Here is a 23243-nt window from a genome sequence, read left to right on the forward strand (position 1 = left end):
TTCTAAGAAATAGGCTATCAGTATGATGGCTAGATAGTCATGAGAGAGGAAAATATCCTGTTTTTGATATTGGTTGTCTACGCCTGAAAGGTTTTTGGGAAATATGGAAGAACGTTTTTGCTGACAGGTGATAAGGTGAGTTTCAAATGATGAAATGACTGATTTTCCGAATATTTTTTGAAAAATATGAATGACTTTTAAAGCTGATTTCATTTTTATGGTACAATGGAATTTATGAAATACAAAAAGCGAGGTAGAAGATGACTGCAACCCTATTTTTTGTGACAGAATGTCCAGATACAGCTCCGTTTGTGGCTGGTTTAAAAGAATTGTCCTTCGACTATGAAGCTGTTGAGATTACGGCTAATTTGGCTAATTTTAAGCGTTTTATCCGTTTGCGAGACCAGCATCCAGCTTTTCAGCAAGCAAAAGAAAATGGTTATGTGGGAATGCCAGCATTGCAAATTGAAGAAGAGGTCTTTTTAGATCTTTCTGAGGTCAAAGACTTTTTGGGTCATTCATCGTGAGATAAAAAAGAAAGAGGCATAAGATGAAAGCGATTATTACAGTTGTTGGGAAAGATAGAACCGGTATTGTAGCGGGGGTTTCTGCTAAGATTGCGGAATTAGGGATGAACATTGATGATATTTCACAAACCGTTTTAGATGAATTTTTCACGATGATGGCAGTTGTTTCAAGCGATGAGAAAAAAGATTTTGCAATCTTACGTCAGGAATTTGACACCTTTGGTGAGAGCTTGAATGTCAAAATTAACATTCAAAGTGCAGCTATTTTTGAAGCCATGTATAACATCTAAGAGGTAGCGGAATGGATATTAGACAAGTAACTGAAACCATTGCTATGATTGAGGAGCAGAATTTCGATATTCGGACCATCACGATGGGAATTTCGCTTCTGGATTGTATTGATACGGACATCGACCGTGCGGCTGAGAAGATTTACCAAAAAATCACTGATAAAGCCCGCAATTTAGTAGCCGTCGGTGATGAGATTGCAGCGGAATTGGGAATTCCTATTGTCAATAAACGGGTGAGTGTGACACCCATTGCTCTGATTGGAGCAGCGACAGATGCGACGGATTATCTTCCCTTAGCCAAAGCGCTAGACCGAGCAGCCAAGGAAATCGGGGTTGATTTTATTGGTGGATTTTCTGCCTTAGTGCAAAAAGGCTATCAAAAAGGAGATGAAATCTTAATCAACTCAATTCCTCGTGCTTTAGCTGAAACAGACAAGGTCTGCTCGTCTGTCAATATCGGTTCAACCAAGACAGGAATCAATATGACAGCTGTCCGTGATATGGGACGGATTATCAAGGAAACAGCGACTCTGTCTGAAATGGGAGCTGCAAAATTAGTTGTTTTTGCGAATGCAGTAGAAGATAATCCCTTCATGGCTGGAGCCTTTCATGGAGTTGGTGAAGCGGATGTGGTCATCAACGTTGGCGTATCAGGTCCTGGGGTAGTCAAGCGTGCTTTAGAAAAAGTTCGTGGAGAGAGCTTTGACGTTGTGGCTGAGACAGTTAAAAAGACAGCCTTTAAGATTACCCGTATTGGTCAATTGGTCGGTCAAATGGCGAGTGAGCGTCTGGGTGTGAAGTTTGGGATTGTGGATTTAAGTCTTGCTCCAACCCCTGCTGTCGGTGATTCTGTAGCCCGCGTTTTAGAAGAAATGGGTCTTGAAACGGTTGGAACGCATGGGACGACAGCAGCGCTTGCTCTCCTCAATGACCAAGTGAAAAAGGGCGGTGTGATGGCTTGTAATCAGGTTGGTGGTCTGTCTGGTGCCTTTATTCCTGTCTCTGAAGATGAGGGGATGATTGCAGCTGTTCAATCTGGTTCGCTGAATTTGGAAAAATTAGAAGCGATGACAGCCATTTGTTCAGTTGGATTAGATATGATTGCCATTCCAGAAGAAACACCTGCAGAGACCATTGCTGCCATGATTGCGGATGAAGCAGCAATTGGGGTCATCAATCAGAAAACAACTGCTGTACGGATTATTCCAAAAGGCAAAGAAGGGGACATGATTGAATTTGGTGGCCTATTAGGAACGGCTCCTGTTATGAAAGTCAATCAAGCTTCATCTGCTGATTTTATTGCGCGTGGTGGACAAATTCCAGCACCAATCCATAGCTTTAAAAATTAATAAAACGAGGGAGTGAGGCTCAATCGGTATTTCGCAAAAATCGATTTACCTCACTTCTTTATTTCTAGGTTCGGGTTAAACGAATTTACTGGATTAGTTTACTTCCACCCCCGCATGTTGAATAGCTTTCACAACTCTCAATTGTGAAAGGTTGGAAATAGGGCTAGCGAAGAAATATTCGCTAGCCTTCTCTAATAGAATGTTGCTTTATCAACGTTTTACAAACCAGACAACTACCGTGTTAAACTGTTAAATCTATAAAGGAATGGAGGTTGGACACTTTCGTCTCAGCCTCTTTCTTATCAGAGTTAGTAAAAATAGCTGGACGTAGCGATTGACAGCTATTTTGATTTGCTTTTTAAGCTTCAAAGATGGTCAATCAACTGTGTGAAGGTAGATGTAAACTACTCAAGTAGATTGGCTTATCCTGAGTATAGAAACGAGAGCGAGGCTGCTTCAAGCATTTAAGTTTCTCCACTTCCTTTTTAGTCGAGTTGAGGATGCGTGAAAGCTCACCTTTGTCGGGTCCTACAATCTTTCCCTAAAAATGTGGGTAGAGCTTGTGATATTCGAACTCGTCAAAAGGAAGCTAGTGGACTTTTTATACTCATCCAAAATCAAAGTTAGCATTTTTACGACTTTCTTAGATGGTTCGAACGCAAACTAGCTATTTTTGATGCCTGTACTTTTCATCTGCTAAAAAATTATCCTGTTTGACTTACTGAAACTGCTTCATTTTTAAACAAAAATAAACATGCACACATCTGATGTGACCTGCAAAAGTTAGAGCAAAATCTAACAATAGAGAGGTCGGTACAATCGAATGGCTATTTTTGAAATTACATGAGTATTAGTACATCCAGTGGCGTTGAGAAGGTTGTTTCTTTTAATTTCCTAAGAGAATAGAGACACAGCTCAGGATGCTCTATCTTGTGCTCGATAAAGGAATTTTCATATATGGAGACCAAAGGCTCAATAGCATAGGCTTTTCCTGTCTCTTCCCATATTTTATGGAGCAGGGCTTGTTCAGAACTTTTGTTCAGCTTGACGGCTCTCTGAGTGAGCAGAGCTAGGCATCGCTTGGATTTTCCATAAAGTTAATCGTATTCATTGCAGTAGCTCTTTATTTTTAGAGAGATGAGAGAAGTATTGCTTTTTTTGAAGTGCTTATTCAAGCTCAAAAACTGTCCCCAGACAATTACCGGTTTTTCTCTTGTTTGTCCTCTTCATTCTTGCTATAATAAGGTCATGGTAAGATATAAAGCAACGATTTCCTATGATGGTTATGCCTTTGCTGGCTTTCAGCGTCAGCCTCATGCGCGTAGCGTTCAGGAAGAATTTGAAAAAACGTTAACGCAGATAAATCGTGGTGCTCCGCTTGTCGTTCATGGAGCGGGGAGAACAGATAGTGGTGTTCATGCATTTGGGCAGGTTCTTCATTTTGATTTGCCCGAAAAGCGAGATGTAGAAAAGCTTCGTTTTGCACTGGATACACAAACACCTGAGGATATAGATGTGATTGCGGTCGAAGAAGTAGGAGATGATTTTCATGCTCGCTACAGCAAGCATAGCAAGACCTACGAGTTTTTGGTTGATATAGGGCGTCCTAAAAATCCGATGATGCGCCATTATGCGACTCATTACCCCTATCCCTTGGATATTGGGTTGATTGAAAAAGCCCTCCCTCAGTTAGTTGGAAAGCATGATTTCACAGGCTTTACGGCTTCTGGGACCAGTGTTGAGGATAAGGTGAGAACCATTACAGAGGCTAGTTTAAAAGTGGATGCTGCTAAGAATTTGCTCATTTTTACTTTTTCAGGAAACGGATTTTTATATAAGCAAATTCGGAATATGGTTGGAACCTTGCTAAAGATTGGAAATGGTCGAATGCCGGTAGAGCAGATTGAGAAAATTTTAGTGCAAAAAGATCGGAATTTAGCAGGCCCAACTGCGGCACCAAATGGATTGTATTTAAAGGAGATTCGCTATGAAGAATGAGCTAGTATTGGCCATTTCAGGAAATGATATCTACAGTGGTGGTGGTTTATATGCTGACTTGATTACCTATGCAGCACATGGTCAGCATGGTTTTGTTGCCGTTACTTGTCTGACTGCCATGACGGAGCAAGGGTTTGAAGTTTTTGCAACGGATACTGAGGTTTTCCGCCATCAGCTCAACAGTCTAGTACATGTCCCATTTTCAGCCGTGAAGATTGGACTGTTGCCTAATGTGGAAATTGCTGGTCTAACGCTTGACTTTATCCAGCAGCACGCCACTATTCCTGTTATTTTAGACCCCGTTTTGGTCTGCAAGGAAACGCATGATGTGGAGGTGACGGCTCTGAGAGAGGAGCTGTTCAAACTGTTCCCGTATGCGACGATTCTCACACCAAATTTGGCAGAAGCTCAGCTATTGACCCAAAAAGAAATCAAGACTCTGAAAGATATGGAAATAGCAGCGAAAGAACTACATCGTTTAGGGGCAAAAGCGGTGGTGATTAAAGGGGGGACTCGCTTTAGTGAGAGCGAAGCGATTGACCTTTTCTATGATGGACAGAATCTTGAGCTACTGCGTCAGCCACTTCTTGAGGGCAATAATACAGGTGCTGGTTGCACCTTTGCCTCGGCGATTGCAAGTCTCATCGTAAATGGGGAGAGTGTTTCAAAAGCTGTTGCGGGTGCTAAAGAGTTTGTGTATCGTTCTATTCAAAAATCAGATAAGTATGGGGTAATTCAATATGAGAAATAATCGAACCTATCGACTGGTAATGGTAGCTATTCTAACAGCCCTCAGCGTGACTTTGGGCTACTTTCTCAAAATTCCGACTCCAACGGGGATTTTGACCTTGTTAGATGTGGGAATTTTTTTCACAGCCTTTTATGTTGGCCGTAAAGAAGGAGCCTTGGTTGGTGGTTTATCTGGCTTTTTGATTGATTTACTGGCTGGTTATCCTCAGTGGATGTTCTTTAGTTTGCTGTTTCACGGTTTGCAGGGATATTTTGCCGGCTTAAAGGGTAGCTTTCGTTGGCTGGGCTTGCTGTTAGCCAGTCTTTCTATGGTGTTGGGCTATGCCCTAGCTTCTAGCTGGATGAATGGCTGGGGGGCAGCTCTGCCAGAAATTCTACCCAATTTGTCTCAAAATCTCGTCGGTATGGTAGTGGGGGCGATGCTTGCACAAACACTTAAAAAAGGTCTGGGAGATAAGAAATGAACAGAGAAAAATTAGGAGTAGATGTTCGCAGAATTGCTCTGGATGTTGTGGAAAAATCAGGCATTCGTCAAGGGCAGATTTTTGTGCTAGGCCTTTCATCCAGTGAGGTTATGGGGGCAAGTATTGGAGAGGCGTCTAGCCAAGAGGTTGGAGAAATAGTTGTTCAGACCTTGCTAGAGATTTTAGAAGAACGAGGCATATTTTTAGCCGTTCAAGGTTGTGAACATCTCAATCGTGCCTTGGTGGTGGAGCGTGAGGTAGCCGAGCAATATCATCTTGAAATCGTAAATGTCCTACCAAGTCTTCATGCAGGTGGAGCAGGGCAATTAGCAGCCATGAAGTTTATGAAGGATCCTGTTGAAGTAGAGTTCATCACAGCCCATGCTGGATTGGACATTGGGGATACAGCAATCGGCATGCATATCAAGCATGTGCAAGTTCCTATCCGTCCCATTTTAAAGGAATTGGGAGGTGCCCATGTGACAGCCTTGACCACTCGTCCCAAAAAAATCGGCGGTGAACGAGCGATTTATGCTTAGGAATCAAATTTTCATATAGATGCCCAAAAAACACTTCTGTTCTTAGTTTATGCTAGAAGCAGAAGTGTTTTTAGTAGGATAGATTGCAGATTTATTTGACAATTACTCCTGATTATTTTTTTACTCACATAGGTTAGTTGTAAATTTTTATTGAAAGCTAAAAATTGGTTATTTTTGACTATGTAGACATATCCTGTGATATTAGAATCATCAAAGAATATACCTTGGCTAACAGCAGCTTTGGCGACATTCCTCGCAGTATTTACAACTGGTCTTACGATATTTCTAGCTGTGTTGACAATGGGTTTAGGGATATTTTTAATCGCTTGCCTATATGACTCTCTATTTCGCTGCTCCTAAGTAGTAAAAGAGATTGAAACACCACTGTAGGTTGATAGGAGGTTTGGGTGATTCTTCTAAAATAGGAATAAGGACTCGTTTTAATAGTTTGTGAACTTCTTTTTCTAGTTGCTTCATTTCATAAGTTGAAATATTTTGTGTAAGTTGTTCTTCGTTACTCGGATAATATACAGTTAGTTTGCCATTTAACAACAAAAAATAGTTATTATCATATTTATCCCTAATATTTAATCCAAAACCCTGACCGTACTTGTCGTCTTCGGTAGAAATTGTAATCGAGGTAGATGTATCTTCTAATTTGTTAATGCTTGGTTTTCCATGGGTTACGAATCTATACGAAATATCTGGTTCTGGGACATCATAGAGGTGTTCTAGAACTATTTTAGCTACTACAGAGTAATTATCATCTGTAGCCGCTTTTGAGATATAATAAAGTGTATAAGTGTTGATATTGACAATCATATAGATGAAGGATAGGATAGAAAAGATAATTGAGAGAGTTAGTATTCTTTTTTTCATTATCGTTTTCCTTTCTTTTTAGATTTAAATAGATTTTTAAGAGTGTTAGCAGCAGCTTTAGCGACATTCTTGACTGTATCATTCACAGTCTTTGTGATACATCTCACTGTATTTACAACTGGATTTGCTATGTTTCTAGATGGTTGAGCAATATTTCTAATTGCTTTTCTAGCGGGTTGTACGACTCTATTGTGTATAGTTTTAGCGATATTTCTAGTTGCTTGTTTAGCAGGTTGTATTACTCTATTTTGCACAGTTTTAGAAATATTTCTAATTATCTGCTTAGTAGATTGTCTAACTTTGTTATTGAGCCGTATGGAAATTTTTGGATTTGATTTTTTAACTGTCTGATTTGTTTTTGGTGCATTGGTTTGTGGAGCAACCTTTTTAGGGGTTTCTTTAACAGCACTAGTTTTAGGAAGGATTTTTTTGCCTTTTGGCCTACTTTCTTTTTTCCTGTTTTTAAGTCCTAAGAGTAAGCCGATTAGAATTCCTCCTAAAGTGGCTAGAGGGTATAGTAGCTGATGTTCAGGAGAAGCAGAGGGGTGAGCAGATAAGGCTTCTTCATACAACTTATTCCTATCTTTACTTAGAACATTTTCACTGTAGTATTTGATAATTCGTTGATGAAGAGGAAGATTCTTGTATTTTGGATGTTGAAATAAGATAAGAGTATCTTGATCGGTTCGAAAATCTTTTTCATTTAGATTGGTTAATCCATCTCCAGCCATAGAATTCAGTTGGAAGAAAATATCTTTATCTCCTAAATAGTGTTTTAGCCTTATATTATACTACAGAAAAATGACAATATCTAGTGCGGTGTCTAATTGAAATTTGTTTGAAAAAATACGGATGGATGGTTGATGAGGAGATTTGTTTCCTACTGGTGAAATAAAAATCGATACTCGTCTGATAAGATAAAAAGGGATGAGCGATTTACTGTTAAATCAGGCATAAATAATGAGATTGTTCGATGAATTTTTAGCATTTTATATTTAGGGCGATAGAATAATCCCTTTATTAAAATAGCATATAAAATCCCTCTTTCCAGAGGAGCCCTTAATGAAGTTAAAAAAAATAATAGAAAAATTGCGAAAAACCAAGGATTTATGTTATAATAGAGCGTATGCAATAAAATGTTAAGGAGAAATGACAGAATGTCTGTATCATTTGAAACAAAAGAAACAAACCGTGGTGTCCTAACCTTCACCATCAGCCAAGAGCAAATCAAACCAGCTCTTGACAAAGTATTTAACGATGTTAAGAAAAATCTTAATGTTCCAGGTTTCCGTAAAGGACGTATCCCACGCCCGATTTTTAACCAAAAATTTGGTGAAGAGGCACTTTACCAAGATGCGTTGAACGATCTTTTACCAGCAGCTTATGAAGGAGCTGTTACAGAAGCAGGTATCGAAGTGGTTGCTCAACCGCAATTTGATATTGCTTCAATGGAAAAAGGACAAGACTGGACCATCACGGCAGCTGTTGTCACAAAGCCAGAAGTGAAACTTGGTGCTTATAAAGATCTTGAAGTATCTGTAGAAGTTTCAAAAGAAGTAACAGATGCAGATGTGGATGCGAGAATCGAGCGTGAGCGCAATAACTTGGCAGAATTGGTCATCAAAGAAGAAGCAGCTGTTGAAGGTGATACTGTTGTGATCGACTTTGTTGGTTCTGTTGATGGCGTTGAGTTTGATGGTGGTAAGGGAGATAACTACGCACTTGAGCTTGGCAGCGGTCAATTCATTCCAGGTTTTGAAGAACAATTGGTAGGTCATACAGCAGGGGAAACAGTTGATGTAAATGTTACATTCCCAGAAGACTATCAAGCAGCAGACCTTGCAGGAAAAGCAGCGAAATTTGTCACTACTATCCACGAAGTAAAAACAAAAGAAGTGCCTGCTCTTGATGATGAATTAGCCAAAGACATCGATGAAGAAGTAGAAACATTGGATGACTTGAAAGCAAAATACCGCAAAGAATTAGAAGAGCAAAAAGAAGTTGCTTACAACGATGCGGTTGAATCAGCAGCTCTTGACCTTGCAGTTGAAAATGCAGAAATCGTTGAACTTCCATCTGAAATGATTCATGAAGAAGTGCATCGTTCTATGAATGAATTCCTTGGAAATATGCAACGTCAAGGAATCTCTCCAGAAATGTACTTCCAAATCACTGGTACAACAGAGGACGATCTTCATAAGCAATATGAAGGAGATGCTGAAAAACGTACGAAAACAAACCTTGTTATCGAAGCGATTGCAAAAGCAGAAGGATTTGAAGCAACAGATGAAGAAATCGAGGCAGAAATCACTTCTCTTGCTACAGACTACAACATGGAAGTAGACCAAGTTCGCCGCTTGCTTTCTCCAGAAATGTTGAAACATGATATTGCAATCAAGAAAGCTGTTGAAGTAATCACCAGCACTGCAAAAGTAAAATAATTGGGATGAGCTAATAGTCTTGACTATTGGCTTTTCCTATCATGTGTAGATAATATTCTTTTGACGAAAGAGAAAAATTATCGTACAATAGAAGGTAATGACAACATAAGGAGAATGACCTTGGAATTAGAAGTATTTGCTGGGCAAGAAAAAGATGAATTATCAATGGTTGAAGTGGCGCGTGCGATTTTAGAAGTTCGTGGCCGCAATCATGAAATGTATTTTAACGACCTTGTCAATGAAATTCAAAATTATTTAGGGAAATCAAATAGTGATATTCGTGAAGCTCTCCCACTCTTTTATACAGAATTAAACGTAGATGGTAGCTTTATCCCGCTTGGAGATAATAAATGGGGTCTGCGTTCATGGTATGCCATTGATGAAGTCGATGAGGAAATCATTGCACTTGAAGAAGACGATGAAAATGAAACGCCTAAGAAACGTAAGAAAAAGCGCGTCAATGCCTTCATGGATGGGGATGATGATGCTATTGATTACAATGCGGATGATCCAGAAGATGAAGATGGTTATGAGGCAGATCCAGCGCTTAGCTATGGTGATGATAATCCAGATGATGAAAAGAGCGAAGTGGAAGCCTATGACGCAGAAATCAATGAAATTGCTCCAGATGATTTAGGAGAAGAAGTGGAACTTCAGGAAGAAGACGATGAGTTTTCAGATGAAGAGGAAACAGAAATCGAAGAATAATCTAGTTGACAAACGAGCCAATCTGCGATATTATAATATCGGGCACCTCTTTTGAGAGGTCTTGACGCTCCCTAATCTTAGGGAGCTATTTTTGTTTTTTAGTGGTAAAGGAGTATCTATGGAAACCAAGTATATTTTTGTGACGGGTGGCGTGGTCAGCTCAATCGGAAAAGGGATTGTAGCTGCTAGTTTGGGACGTCTCTTGAAAAATCGCGGTTTGAAGGTCACAATTCAAAAATTTGACCCATATATCAATATTGACCCAGGGACGATGAGCCCGTATCAGCACGGGGAAGTATTTGTTACAGATGATGGAGCAGAGACGGACCTTGATTTGGGTCACTATGAACGTTTTATTGATATTAATCTCAATAAATATTCAAACGTAACGACAGGGAAGATTTATAGCGAAGTTCTTCGTAAGGAGCGCAAAGGAGAATATCTGGGAGCAACCGTTCAGGTCATTCCACATATTACAGATGCTTTGAAGGAAAAAATCAAACGGGCTGCAACGACAACAGACTCAGATGTGATTATCACAGAAGTCGGAGGAACAGTTGGAGATATTGAAAGTCTGCCATTTCTTGAAGCTCTTCGTCAAATGAAGGCGGATGTGGGTGCTGATAATGTTATGTATATCCACACAACTCTCCTTCCTTATTTGAAGGCGGCAGGTGAGATGAAAACCAAGCCAACTCAGCATTCGGTTAAAGAATTGCGCGGACTTGGCATTCAGCCAAATATGTTGGTGATTCGGACAGAAGAGCCGGCTGGTCAAGGCATTAAGAATAAATTGGCTCAATTTTGTGATGTGGCACCAGAAGCAGTGATTGAGTCGCTTGATGTAGAGCATTTATATCAGATTCCGCTCAATTTGCAAGCGCAAAACATGGATCAAATCGTCTGTGACCATTTGAAGATTGATGCGCCAGCAGCAGACATGACAGAATGGTCTGCTATGGTGGACAAGGTCATGAACTTGAAAAAACAAGTAAAGATTGCCTTGGTTGGAAAATATGTGGAATTGCAAGACGCCTATATCTCTGTCGTAGAAGCTTTGAAACATTCTGGCTATGCCAATGATGCGGAAGTGAAGATTGATTGGATCAATGCCAATGATGTGACGGCGAATAATGTAGCTGAATTGTTGGGACATGCGGATGGTATTATCGTACCTGGCGGATTTGGTCAACGTGGAACAGAAGGAAAAATTCAAGCCATTAAATATGCACGCGAACAAGATGTGCCAATGTTGGGGGTTTGTCTTGGAATGCAGTTAACCTGTATCGAGTTTGCCCGCCATGTTCTTGGACTTGAAGGGGCAAATTCTGCAGAATTGGATGCAGCAACCCCGTATCCAATCATTGATATCATGCGTGATCAAATCGATGTCGAAGACATGGGCGGAACGCTTCGCTTGGGATTGTATCCAACCAAGTTGAAAAAAGGAAGTCGTGCCGCAGCTGCCTATGACCATCAAGATGTTGTCCAAAAACGCCATCGTCATCGCTACGAATTTAACAATCAATTCCGTGAAACCTTTGAAAAAGCAGGCTTTGTATTCTCTGGTGTATCACCTGATAATCGTCTGGTCGAAATCGTGGAAATTCCTGACAATCAATTCTTTGTGGCATGTCAGTATCACCCAGAACTCTCCAGTCGTCCAAACCGTCCAGAAGGCCTATACACTGCCTTTGTAACAGCAGCGGTGAAAAATAGCCACTAATCTTTGTGCCTTAACAGTAAGAAAACATGAAAATGTGAAAAAAGTTGACAAAATCTCTTGACAAGAGAGTCAATCCTTGATATACTGTTAAGGTACTCAATCGCGGGGATGGCGGAATTGGCAGACGCGCAGGACTAAGGATCCTGTGACCGCTTTAGGTCGTGAGGGTTCAAGTCCCTCTCTCCGCACTAATGAAGGCTGGTTTATCCAGTCTTTTTTCTATTGTTGCTGAAAAAAGACAAAATCAAGCATAGTAAACGTTTTCAGCTTGTGATAAGACTAGCATTTTAGATGAAAAAGTGATAAAATAAACAATGTAAGTGGGAAACCCACAAAAATTAAGAGGAGGCTAGAAAATGCCAGTCGTTTCAGCAGAAAAATTTGTCCAAGCAGCTCGTGACAATGGTTACGCAGTTGGTGGATTTAACACAAACAACCTTGAGTGGACTCAAGCAATTTTGCGTGCAGCAGAAGCCAAAAAAGCTCCTGTTTTGATCCAAACTTCAATGGGTGCAGCAAAATACATGGGTGGTTACAAAGTAGCTCGTAACTTGATTGCAAACCTTGTAGAATCAATGAACATCACTGTTCCAGTTGCAATTCACCTTGACCATGGTCACTATGAAGATGCTCTTGAGTGTATCGAAGCTGGTTATACTTCAATCATGTTTGATGGTTCACACCTTCCAGTTGAAGAAAACCTTGAAAAAGCACGCGAAGTTGTTAAATTGGCACATGCAAAAGGAATTTCAGTTGAAGCTGAAGTTGGAACAATCGGTGGAGAAGAAGATGGTATCGTAGGTACTGGTGAGCTTGCTCCAATCGAAGATGCAAAAGCAATGGTAGAAACTGGTATCGACTTCTTGGCAGCAGGTATCGGTAACATCCATGGTCCATACCCAGCAAACTGGGAAGGTCTTGACCTTGATCACTTGAAGAAATTGACAGAAGCTGTTCCAGGTTTCCCAATCGTACTTCACGGTGGTTCTGGTATTCCAGATGAGCAAATCCAAGCAGCTATCAAACTTGGTGTGGCAAAAGTTAACGTAAATACTGAATGCCAAATCGCATTCTCAAATGCAACTCGTGCATTTGCTCGTAACTACGATGCAAACGAAGCAGAATACGATAAGAAAAAACTCTTTGACCCACGTAAATTCTTGGCTGATGGTGTGAAAGCTATCCAAGCCTCTGTTGAAGAGCGTATTGACGTTTTCGGTTCTGAAAACAAAGCTTAATGAGCGCTAGAAAAATGACAACTTCTCGTTTTGAGGAGTTGTTTTTTGTTATGTCAGTTGACGAGCCACATGATTTCTAACAATTCATACTCATGTAATTTCAAAAATAGCCATTTGATTGTACAGACCTCTCTATTATTAGATTTTGGTCTAACTTTTGTGGGTCACATCAGATGCATACATACTTATCTTTGTTTGGAAATGAAGCAGTTTCAGTAAGTCAAACAGGATGAGTTTTTAGTAGATGAAAAGTACAGGCATAAAAAATAGCGATTTTGCGACTTTTTTAGATATTTTCAGAACGTAGACAAACCCTATTAGAGATAGAAAGATTTTTATTTTTGGAGTTGACTACCATGTAACAGAAACTCTTAGAAATGCTGAGATGGCGGTATTGTTAAGAGTTTGTTATTTCTCAAGTAAAAGAAAAAGATTTAAGAAAATTGTCCAAAATGGACTTTTTCTTAAATCTAAGACGTAAATTACGCTTTTTATTACTATCCTTTTTATTTACTGAAAAAACATTATATTTAATTGACTTAGCTTCCTCTATTTTATAAAGTATGAGGGAGTGTTTTATTTTACTAGAACGGATTTGAATATGGAAGAAGTACATCTTTTAACAGTAGTTTATGATGAGATTGCTTTCCCTAAGAGAATGCAAGTAAAAACGCTTTTTATTGGAACGTGAATATGCTATACTCTACATGAGTGTATAAAAGGTGAGGTGAATCATGGACATACGAGTGATAGCAACGGATATGGATGGAACCTTGTTGGATTCAAGGGGAGAGTATCCTAGGGAACGATTTGAAAAGATAGTCACAGAGCTGGAAAAAAGGGAAATTCAGCTAGTGGTAGCGACAGGAAATAATATCTCGCGTATGCAGCTATTATTTGGAGATTTGTTTGATCGTTTGTCTTTTGTTGCGAGAAATGGTTCGATGATTGTTGAACGTGGGAAATTGCTTTCTCAGCGTTTTTGGACCAGAGAAATGGTAGAAGACTGTTTGACCTATTTCCAAGGCCAGTTTCAAGCCTATCGTCTTATCGTTGGCATGGAAGGTAAGAATGTGGCTTTAGAAGGAACGGATTTTTCTTATGTTTATCAATTGGTTGCTAAAGAATCTGCGGACGCTTTTCTGGCAACTATTTCGTACATCAAGGATTTTACCGATTTGCCAGAGGGGGCATATCTGCGTGTGAGCTTGATGATTCCTGAAAGAGATGTTGACGAGGTGACGCGTGTCTTTAATCAGGCTTTTAAAGGGAAATTTAGGGCTGTTACGAGCGGCTATGGTTCTGTTGACATTATAGAAGAAGGAATTCATAAAGCTTGGGGGTTGGAGCAACTCTTGAAGCGGTGGCAATTGTCCCCTTCTCAACTGATGGCTTTTGGAGATAGTGAAAATGATGTCGAGCTATTACAGTTTGCAGGTCAATCTTATGCGATGGAAAATGGGGATCAAAGTGCTAAAATTGTAGCCAATCAGCTTGCTCCTAGTAATCATCAGGCGGGAGTTTTGCAGGTGATTGAAAATTATTTAAGAGAAAGGTAGAAAAGGAAAACATGAAAGAATTGTATCGGCAGGTTGGTCGTTTTTCGATACGAAAATTCTCGATTGGAGCAGCTTCTGTTTTATTGGGAATGAGTCTTTTGGCGACTATGTCATCTAAAATTGTGCAGGCGGACGACAAAACGTGTACAAAAATCACCTATCATTATGTTAGTGAAGAAGAATTAACGGACGCGGAAAAGAAGTTGATTACCAGCTCCTTGCCTTCTAATCAGGTATCAGAAGATACGACCTACTACATGGTCTATCGTCCAGATGCCAAAGGAGTGTTACCAAAGACAGGGATGGACATTTCAGCTCTCGTAGCAGGAACAGGGGTAGTATTTTTAGTGTGCGCCCTTTCTTTCCATCAGAAAAAGAAAAAATGGCTAGTGACAGCTTTTCTTGTAACGAGTTTGGGACAAGCGGTTTTAATTCCAGAGGTATCGGCTCTGACTCACAATTTATTTGCCCATCTCACTCAGGAGTTTTGTTTGCCAAATGGTTCTGTTTTGCCAGAAAAAGTACGTGACATTGAGGGTTATCACTTCGTTGGCTATATTGTCGAACATGCGCCTAAAATGGCTACAGGAAAGGGAACACAGTCACCGGTATCCTCTGTCCAAAATATGGGAACAGAGACGCCAAAGGAATTGGTAGAGCAAGCTATGTCACAAGAGGCTCTTTCCTCATCAGAATTGCCAAACAAAGAGGTGACAGCTGAGCCAAGTTCTCCAGTAGAGGAATTGCCATCTACCCCAGCACCAGTCGTTCCAACTAATCCGGTCTCACCAGCTGTTCCGACCGAGCCTGTTATTCCAACACCAGAAAAGAACCATGAAGTCCCGCGTGAAGATATTCCGACGGTTGAGAAACCAGTTTTACCAGTAGAAGAAGTTCCTCGTTATGAAGTTCCAAGCGAGAATGTTCCGACAGTTGATAAACCAGTTTTACCAGTGGAAGAAGTTCCGCACTATGAAGTCCCGAGCGAGAATGTTCCAACAGTTGAGAAACCTGATTTACGATTAGAGGAAGTCCCAGCTAAAACCAGTCCAGAAGAGCAACCGATTCCTGATGCTGGCTCTTCGTCAGAACTTCCGGTTGCTCCGGTAGAACCAGTCGTTCCAGTTGTTCCTGCGGAATCAGAGGCTGAATCTCCGTCCACATCCGAACCAGTAGTTCCAGTTGTTCCTGCGGAACCAGAGGCTGAAGCTCCATCCACATCCGAACCAGTCGTTCCAGTTACTCCTGCGGAACCAGAGGTTGAAGCTCCGTCCACATCCGAACCAGTAGTTCCAGTTATTCCTGCGGAATCAGAGGCTGAAGCTCCATCCACATCCGAACCAGTCGTTCCAGTTACTCCTGCGGAACCAGAGGTTGAAGCTCCGTCCACATCCGAACCAGTCGTTCCAGTTGTTCCTGCGGAACCAGAGGTTGAAGCTCCGTCCACATCTGAACCAGTCGTTCCAGTTACTCCGGTAGAACCAGAGGTTGAAGCTCCGTCCACATCCGAACCAGTAGTTCCAGTTACTCCGGTAGAACCAGAGGAACCAACCGATACGGTTACTCCAGAGCCAGAAAAACATGTTGATGTCTTGGGAGAAGCGGTGTTGACTGTAACAAAACCGCTTGCCCCACTTGAGCTGATGGTAGCGGCTGATAAATTAGATCAAGGTTCCCAAAAGGAAGTTGATACGACCAACAAAACACCAGAAAGTGTGGCAGCCTATCAAGCAGCAAAAGAAAAAGCTCTTGCAATTCTAGCAGAGGCGAATGCTGTCATTGTAAACCAAGCAGCCAGTCCAGAAGCTATTACTGAAGCTAAGCAGAAGGCAGAAGAGGCTCTGAAAAATTTAGAAGCAGCAGAAGCTGCTCTGCAAAATAAAGCTCTCACCAAGCCGACCTTGGATTTGCAAAAACTAGAAAAGCAAGACAAGGACAAATCAGTCCGAGTAACCTATCAATTGACGGATCCTGACAATGCCTTTATTTCTGCTACTGCTCAGATTTATTCAGGAGATACCTTGGTTAAAGAAGTCATCTTGACCAAGGAAGAATTGGCTGGAACAGTAATTCCAGGATTGGATTATGATGTAGACTACCAGCTCAAAACGATTTTTGAGTATCATACAGGAGCTGAGCAAGCACGTGAAATGCTAGAACGTGTGGAACCGTTTGTCTTGGAGCGCAAGCAGATTGAACTGAAAAATCTACGTGATCTTGCACTTTACACTTACAAAAATGGTGTGAAAACAAAAGTTATCAGTTTAGCAGAAGTTGGTGCTGTCAGAGATTATTTTGCAAGTTTTATTTCTGAAACGGGCAAGGAAGTTCAACTGCCTATCAAGGAAATCGTGGCTGACGGCAATGGCTTTAAAGTAGTTGCTACTCATCCTGAACTTGTTCAGCGAAACACAGCGGGCGACTATGATGATGACTACAGCTTTAGGATTGGTCGGATTGCTCCGTCACAAAATGGTGTCTATACTTCTTTCAAAGATTTGATCAATTCGATTAATGCAAATCCAAGTGGAACATTCACTTTGGGAGCTGACTTGAGTGCAGGAGAGATGGACAAGCCAGAGGCGAGCTATGTAACCGTTCCATTTACAGGCACCCTAAATGGTCTGCATGATGGAAAGAATTACACAATCTATGGTTTGCAAGCTCCGCTCTTTGAAAGTACAAATGGAGCAACTTTGTCCAATCTCAATCTAGCTGATGTGGCTATTAAGAGTGGTAAGCCTGATGTAGCGACACTAGTCAATACTGCGCAAAATACGACCATTCGAAATGTTGCTCTATCTGGTGAGATTGAAGCGCCGAATAATGTTGCTGGTTTAGTCTATGATGCCTTGAATACGACCATTCAAGATATAGAGGCGGACCTTGCTATCCGTACGACAGCTACTACTGGAAAGATGTTATCTGGTGGCTTGGTGGGTCGCTTGAGAGATAGTAGTATTGAAAAAGCTCATATTAATGCTACAATTGATACAACGGTCAACCCAGAACAATATTTTGGAGGCATTGTTGGAACGGCTGAAGGGACTAAAACCAAGATTGAAGATGTCTATGTAGAAGGTCTTTTGGACAATAAAAAAGGTGGTCGTGTCGGTGCGCTTGCTGGTTTCTCCGGTAGAGCTGTTTTGAGCCGGATTGTATCAGGCATGACTGTCAAAGGCGGAGCAGATTATGTCGGTTCAGGTAATCAAGAAAAGGCCTCGGATATCTACCGTATTGCAAATCGTTCAACAGCTAATGTGAAGTCCAATAAGATTTCCGAAGTGACAGCTGAAGTTGCTGCTGAAACAATCAAAGCCATGGGGCTAACCGCTACCTTAGCAGACAAAGAATCGTCTGTTGGTCAAACATCGAAAATGATTGATTACAGTAGCTTGCCAAACTATGAAGCAGCGCGTGAGATGGCTTATCGCAATACGGAAAAACTCTTGCCGTTCTACAATCGTGAATACATTGTCAAGCAAGGAAATAAGATTGCTCCGTCAAGTAAGCTATACACGACTAAGCTCGTCACAGTTGTTCCGATGAAAGACAAGCAAGTTGTGGCCGATTTCTACAAGGACAAGTCTGCTATCAATCGTCTGCTCTTAAACTATGAGGACGGTACGGTAGAATACCTAGCTGTCGCTCCAGGATCAACCTTCGCTGCTGATACTATTCAAGAATACAAACTGACGGGAACAGACCTGCTCTACACGCCGGAACAATTTATGTCAGATCCGGCAGAAGTCATTGCAACAGCGATGAAGCGAGTAGAAGGATTGGAATATTTTTCAGAAGATGTCTGGAAGGTCACCCAAGGTCATCCTGAGAAGGAAACAGATACTCCGAATCTCTCACCAATTGAAACTTACCAGAAAGAAATTTTAGAAGTTCTTTATCTCAAAGATTCCTTTAAAGAAGTTCATAGCCGTGCCAAGGAAGTCTTTGAAGCAGCGCTTGCCCAAAGTGTCGCAGGAGACTTTACAACAACACCGCTCAAAGAGCAGATGAAGGATTATATGAAGAAGAATGCCGTTGCGATACTTGTGGGAGCAAGCTATCTTGACCGTCTATACAAGGTTCAGTTTGGTGATATGAATGTTGGTGAACTCGCCACCTTCTATCAAAACTTCTTTGGTAAGCAAGTCAATAGCCTTGAATGGCTAGCAAATCTTGGTCGTATGGGCAATGATGCTTTGGATATCAAGAACAATCCTGCGACCTATGAGAAATGGATTGCCCCAGTCTCTGGCTATGCGAATTTACGTGAATATCTAAGTGCTTACCGTACGCGCTTTACCGCTCTTAGTGAGAATGATTGGTTTAAGTCAGCTACTAAAGCTCATATTGCAGAAGTACAGTCCAAAGAATTACCAAATCAAACCTACCAAGTCTATGATCAGCTCAATCGTATTGATCACCCTCGCCTGATCTTACCACTTTTGAACTTGACTTCTGAGGGAATCTACATCATGAGCAATATGACGACCCTGTCCTTTGGGATGTATGATCGGTATATGGACATGTCGCTTAAGGAAACCAACCCTGAGAAATATGCGAGTGAATTAGAACGTGTCAATAATCTAGTAGACTACTTCGCCAAAACACAGGGGGACCACTTTGATTTCTGGTATCGAATTGCGAAACCAGAAGTTAGGGACCGCCTCTACAATCGAGGTGACATGCCAATTCCGTCATGGGATGGCTACCTCATTCCGCAATTTGGGAATAAGGCTTCGCACTGGATGCCGAAATTTGGAGAAGGGGCATCTAGTCGGATGACAGACTTCTTTGGCCCTATTGGAAAATACTATACTTCAAATGGTCTAGGAGCTTATGCGACGGGATACTTGGTTCATTTTGTTTTGGATGGGATGCTCAACCTATATGGTCAGTCTGTATTTACCCATGAAATGGTTCATAATTTGGATGGAACGATTTATCTAGGTGGTTACGGTCGTAGAGAAGCATTTGGGGCAGAAATCTATGCCCAAGGTCTTTTGCAATCAACCAGCTCAGCTACCAACCAAATTTTTGCCCTCAATACCCATGCAGACTTTTCGACAGTTGATGGTGGAAAATTTGCAAACAACCGTGTTCACAATCTATCACCAGATCGCTTCCGAAGCCAAGCAGACTTAAAAGATTACCTTCAAGGACGTATGGATGTCATTTATACCCTAGAAGCCTTGGAAGGAAATGCCTTGGTAAAACTGGACAAAGCAGATCAAGCCTTGTTCTATAAGAAGATTGAACCTATAAATGAGATAGGTGAGTCGAAAATTCGTCAAATGACCACAGAAGACTTGACCCCACTGACCTTTACGAGCGTGAATGATTTGGTGGATAATGATATTCTTCTTGGCACTCACAGCTTCCATGGGAATAAAGATAAGATTAGTAAAAATGGCTATGAGACTGAGGTTCTATTTGCAGCGAATTATAGCGGTTTGACCAACCTACATGGTTCTGTGGATAGCTTGAGCATTAAGCGCTTGAGTAATGAACTACTAGCCGAAACAGGTTACGATGGCTTTATTGCCTACCTATCAAACCAATATCGGGCAGCAGCGCTGGCTGAAGGCAAGACCTTTAACGATGAATACATTCTCAAGAAAATTACCAATGGTCAGTATGCCGACTTCCATGCTTTCAAGAAAGCCATGTACAAACGCCGCTTAGATAAGGTTGCACAGTTGAAACCTGTCACCTTCACCTACAATAAGCAGACCTATACAGTGACTTCAGAAACGCTGAACCGTCTGATAAACGAGGCTGTTCAGGCTGATCTTGCAGCCTTCAAGGCTAAGAAAGCGACAAATAGCCTCTTTGCATTAAAAGAAGCGATTTACCGTGCTTATTTACTCGATACAGATGACTTTAGAAGTTCGATTTATCAATAATCATGAGAAAAGAGGGAGTGGGACAAACCAGGATGGGCGCGTTGTGCTTGCTCAAAAAAATGCAATCTAGAAGATTAGGTATAAAAAATCGTGATGTCAAAGAAATGGATTAACCTCGCTCCTTCCTCTTTCCTACGCATGTTGACTAGCTTTCACAACTGAGAATTGTGAAAAGTTGGAAATAGAGCTAGCAAAGAAATGTGTACCGACCTCCAAAAGTTAGACCAAACTCTAACGATAGGGAGGTCGGTATTTTTATAGTAAAACATAGAATAGTATCAGTTTTTCTTAGGATAAGAGAAGAGAAAAGCATGGATTTATGGTAGACTATACTTATCAAAAAATAGTAGAAAAAGAGGGAAGAAGATGACAAAACGATTTCCAGATGGCTTTTTATGGGGTGGTGCAACAGCCGCTAATCAATGTGAAGGGGCTTATAATGTAGATGGTCGTGGGCTTGCGAATGTGGATGTAGTACCGATTGGTGAGGATCGATTTTCGATTATTACAGGTAAGAAAAAAATGTTTGATTTTGAGGATGGTTATTTCTATCCAGCTCAAGAAGCGATTGATATGTACCATCATTTCAAGGAAGATATCGCTCTTTTTGGAGAAATGGGCTTTAAAACTTATCGGCTTTCGATTGCTTGGACACGGATTTTTCCAAATGGGGATGAATTAGAGCCAAATGAGGCAGGTTTGAAATTCTATGAAGAGCTCTTTAAAGAATGTCACAAGTATGGGATTGAGCCCTTGGTGACCATTACTCATTTTGACTGCCCGATGCATTTGATTAAAGAATACGGTGGTTGGCGTAATCGCAAGATGTTGGAATTTTATGAACGTCTGTGCCGTACCCTCTTCACACGCTACAAAGGTTTGGTCAAGTATTGGTTGACTTTCAATGAAATCAATATGATTTTGCATGCGCCGTTCATGGGAGCAGGATTGTACTTTGAAGAAGGTGAGAATGAAGAGCAAATCAAATACCAAGCGGCCCACCACGAATTGGTGGCATCCAGTATTGCGACAAAACTAGCTCATGAGATTGACCCTGAAAATAAGGTGGGCTGTATGCTAGCGGCGGGGCAATATTATCCTCATACTCCTCATCCGCGCGATGTTTGGGAAGGGCTGCAATTAGACCGAGAAAACTATTTCTTCATTGATGTACAGGCACGAGGGGAATATCCTAATTATGCCAAGAAAATGTGGGAGAGAAAAGGTTTAACCATTGAGATGACCGAAGAAGATTTAGAACTTTTACGTGAGCATACGGTGGATTTTGTTTCCTTCTCCTACTATGCAAGTCGTGTGGCTTCTGGCGATCCAGAAGTCCAAGAGAAAACAGCTGGAAATGTGTTTGCCTCTATCAAAAATCCTTATCTGGATAGTTCAGAATGGGGCTGGCAAATTGACCCGTTGGGTCTACGCATTACGCTCAATGCGATTTGGGATCGTTACCAAAAACCGATGTTTATCGTGGAAAATGGCTTGGGAGCTGTAGATGAGCCAGATGAAAATGGCTATGTGGCAGATGATTACCGAATTGACTATCTAGCGGCTCATATCAAGGCCATGCGAGATGCGATTTTAGAAGATGGTGTGGAGCTGTTAGGATACACAACTTGGGGCTGTATTGACCTTGTATCAGCGAGCACGGGCGAAATGAAGAAACGTTATGGCTTCATCTACGTCGATCGTGACAACGATGGAAATGGAACCTCTAAACGCAGTAAGAAAAAATCCTTTGATTGGTACAAGGAAGTTATTGCAAGTAATGGTGGAATTCTCTAATTTACGCTATTCTAAAAAACGAGTGGGACAATTTAGTCTCACTCGTTTTGCTTAGTCGTAAAAGAATTAATTGGTTGTGTCGGTGCTTAAATGCCTGAGAATTATAAAAATAATCGCATCAATTCGTGGGCAACGCCGTCTTCTTCATTGGTCAAGCTTAATTGCTCATCGGCATAAGGCAAGAGGGTTGGGTTAGCATTTTTCATGGCGTAGCCAGTACCTGCAAAGGCCAGCATTTGGGTGTCATTTTGCTCATCTCCAAAGGCAATCAAGTCATTACGGTCTTTGTTTAAAACCTTGAGAAGATACTCAAGAGCAAAGGCTTTGTGAACGCCTTTTGCCGAACATTCCAAGATATTGAGAGGACCACCCCAGGTATTGATTGACAGCTGATTCTTGTAAAAGTGATTGAGCTCATCGGCTAGGGCGTACTTATCCTCTACCCTTGTCTGCATTAAAATAGCGTTTGGATTGCTTGTGACCAATGCTGACTGGAGCTGATGGTGCTCTTTGAAGCTATCAATGCCAAACAGAGCTGGATTAACCACGTCCTCGTCTGTATTGGTAATATAAAACTTTCTGCGGTACTCGCTAGCGATAAAATCTGCCTCGATTTCTTCTTCGCGTTTGACCAAGTCCAGCAAGAAAGATTTGTCGAGCGGAACCGATTGTTCGAATTCCCATTTTTGTTCAGGAATATGGGTCAATGAACCATTGAAATTAATCATGGGAGTTTGAAGTTCCAATTCCTTATAAAAATCAAGAGCCATTCGGTAGGGACGTCCTGTCGTGATAATCACATGATGCCCTTTTTTACTAATTTTTTGGATGGTTTCTTTGGTAAAGGGAGATAACTGACTGTTGTTATTGAGTAGGGTGCCATCAAGGTCGATGGCGATTACTTTTGTGCTCATAGGCTTCACTCTCCTTTCAAGTGATAACTCCTATTATATCAAATTTAAGTAGAAAAGACAGGATTGAATGGATAGGCTTTAGCTCTGACCTCTTTTTGGTAGCATCGTTTGGAATAAAACTAGTCTCTTTTCAGCGAGAACATTCGTATTTTGTTCTA

At 41.2% G+C, this 23243-nt stretch carries 17 protein-coding genes and 1 tRNA gene; 15 read left to right on the forward strand and 3 right to left on the reverse strand.

The annotated features are described in order from the left end of the window. Nucleotides 1-260: 260 nt before the first annotated feature. The 7 genes from BFM96_RS04560 to BFM96_RS04590 all read left to right on the forward strand — a co-directional run bounded on the left by BFM96_RS04560 (nt 261) and on the right by BFM96_RS04590 (nt 5917). A complete protein-coding gene (locus BFM96_RS04560; RefSeq protein ID WP_068990913.1) occupies nt 261-527 on the forward strand; it encodes a hypothetical protein in 267 nt (88 codons plus the stop codon). Between the two features lie 23 nt (nt 528-550). Next, nucleotides 551-817 carry an ACT domain-containing protein gene (locus BFM96_RS04565; protein WP_068990915.1) on the forward strand — a complete coding sequence of 89 codons (267 nt, stop codon included), beginning with the start codon at nt 551-553 and terminating at the stop codon, nt 815-817. A gap of 11 nt (nt 818-828) precedes the next feature. Next, complete coding sequence (locus BFM96_RS04570) at nt 829-2166, forward strand: PFL family protein (RefSeq protein WP_068990917.1); 1338 nt, start codon at nt 829-831, stop codon at nt 2164-2166. Nucleotides 2167-3414: 1248 nt separating this feature from the next. Next, entirely contained in the window at nt 3415-4164 is a 750-nt protein-coding gene (gene truA / locus BFM96_RS04575) for a tRNA pseudouridine(38-40) synthase TruA (protein WP_068994176.1), read from the forward strand. Next, complete coding sequence (locus BFM96_RS04580) at nt 4154-4915, forward strand: bifunctional hydroxymethylpyrimidine kinase/phosphomethylpyrimidine kinase (protein WP_068990918.1); 762 nt, start codon at nt 4154-4156, stop codon at nt 4913-4915. The genes truA and BFM96_RS04580 overlap by 11 nt, the downstream gene beginning before the upstream one ends. Further along, on the forward strand, nt 4905-5378 hold the full coding sequence (locus BFM96_RS04585; protein ID WP_068990920.1) for an ECF transporter S component: 474 nt from the start codon (nt 4905-4907) through the stop codon (nt 5376-5378). The genes BFM96_RS04580 and BFM96_RS04585 overlap by 11 nt, the downstream gene beginning before the upstream one ends. Then, a complete protein-coding gene (locus BFM96_RS04590) occupies nt 5375-5917 on the forward strand; it encodes a TIGR01440 family protein (protein ID WP_068990921.1) in 543 nt (180 codons plus the stop codon). Before BFM96_RS04585 ends, BFM96_RS04590 begins: the two co-directional genes overlap by 4 nt. A gap of 342 nt (nt 5918-6259) precedes the next feature. Here BFM96_RS04590 and BFM96_RS04595 read toward each other — a convergent pair whose 3' ends face one another. Together BFM96_RS04595 and BFM96_RS04600 are read right to left on the reverse strand one after the other, a co-directional pair. Then, nucleotides 6260-6796: a hypothetical protein gene (locus tag BFM96_RS04595; RefSeq protein WP_068990924.1), complete on the reverse strand. Its 537-nt coding sequence runs from the start codon at nt 6794-6796 to the stop codon at nt 6260-6262. Next, nucleotides 6796-7527, reverse strand: coding sequence for a hypothetical protein (locus BFM96_RS04600; RefSeq protein ID WP_068990926.1), 732 nt, complete (start codon nt 7525-7527; stop codon nt 6796-6798). The genes BFM96_RS04595 and BFM96_RS04600 overlap by 1 nt, the downstream gene beginning before the upstream one ends. 426 nt (nt 7528-7953) lie before the next feature. Between BFM96_RS04600 and tig the strand changes: the two genes are divergently transcribed. The 8 genes from tig to BFM96_RS04640 all read left to right on the forward strand — a co-directional run bounded on the left by tig (nt 7954) and on the right by BFM96_RS04640 (nt 22171). After that, nucleotides 7954-9237 (forward strand): trigger factor, encoded by a 1284-nt coding sequence (tig, locus tag BFM96_RS04605; protein WP_068990929.1) that lies wholly within the window; start codon nt 7954-7956, stop codon nt 9235-9237. Between the two features lie 120 nt (nt 9238-9357). Further along, nucleotides 9358-9945: a DNA-directed RNA polymerase subunit delta gene (gene rpoE / locus BFM96_RS04610; RefSeq protein WP_068994178.1), complete on the forward strand. Its 588-nt coding sequence runs from the start codon at nt 9358-9360 to the stop codon at nt 9943-9945. 118 nt (nt 9946-10063) lie between these two features. Continuing rightward, the gene (locus BFM96_RS04615; RefSeq protein WP_068990930.1) at nt 10064-11671 is read left to right on the forward strand and encodes a CTP synthase; all 1608 of its coding nucleotides are present in this window, start codon (nt 10064-10066) and stop codon (nt 11669-11671) included. 102 nt (nt 11672-11773) lie between these two features. Then, nucleotides 11774-11859, forward strand: a tRNA-Leu gene (locus tag BFM96_RS04620). Between the two features lie 168 nt (nt 11860-12027). Further along, on the forward strand, nt 12028-12909 hold the full coding sequence (locus tag BFM96_RS04625) for a class II fructose-bisphosphate aldolase (RefSeq protein ID WP_068990933.1): 882 nt from the start codon (nt 12028-12030) through the stop codon (nt 12907-12909). Between the two features lie 734 nt (nt 12910-13643). After that, entirely contained in the window at nt 13644-14468 is an 825-nt protein-coding gene (locus tag BFM96_RS04630; protein WP_068990935.1) for a Cof-type HAD-IIB family hydrolase, read from the forward strand. Nucleotides 14469-14479: 11 nt separating this feature from the next. Continuing rightward, complete coding sequence (locus tag BFM96_RS04635; RefSeq protein ID WP_068990938.1) at nt 14480-20374, forward strand: ZmpA/ZmpB/ZmpC family metallo-endopeptidase; 5895 nt, start codon at nt 14480-14482, stop codon at nt 20372-20374. A 366-nt stretch (nt 20375-20740) separates the two neighbouring features. Continuing rightward, the gene (locus BFM96_RS04640; RefSeq protein ID WP_068990941.1) at nt 20741-22171 is read left to right on the forward strand and encodes a 6-phospho-beta-glucosidase; all 1431 of its coding nucleotides are present in this window, start codon (nt 20741-20743) and stop codon (nt 22169-22171) included. 101 nt (nt 22172-22272) lie between these two features. Here the strand turns inward: BFM96_RS04640 and BFM96_RS04645 are convergent, their stop codons facing one another. Then, nucleotides 22273-23085, reverse strand: a complete 813-nt coding sequence (locus BFM96_RS04645) for a Cof-type HAD-IIB family hydrolase (RefSeq protein WP_068990943.1) — start codon at nt 23083-23085, stop codon at nt 22273-22275. Nucleotides 23086-23243: the final 158 nt, after the last annotated feature.

Source organism: Streptococcus himalayensis (assembly GCF_001708305.1).
In the GTDB taxonomy this organism is placed as follows: Bacteria; Bacillota; Bacilli; order Lactobacillales; family Streptococcaceae; genus Streptococcus; species Streptococcus himalayensis.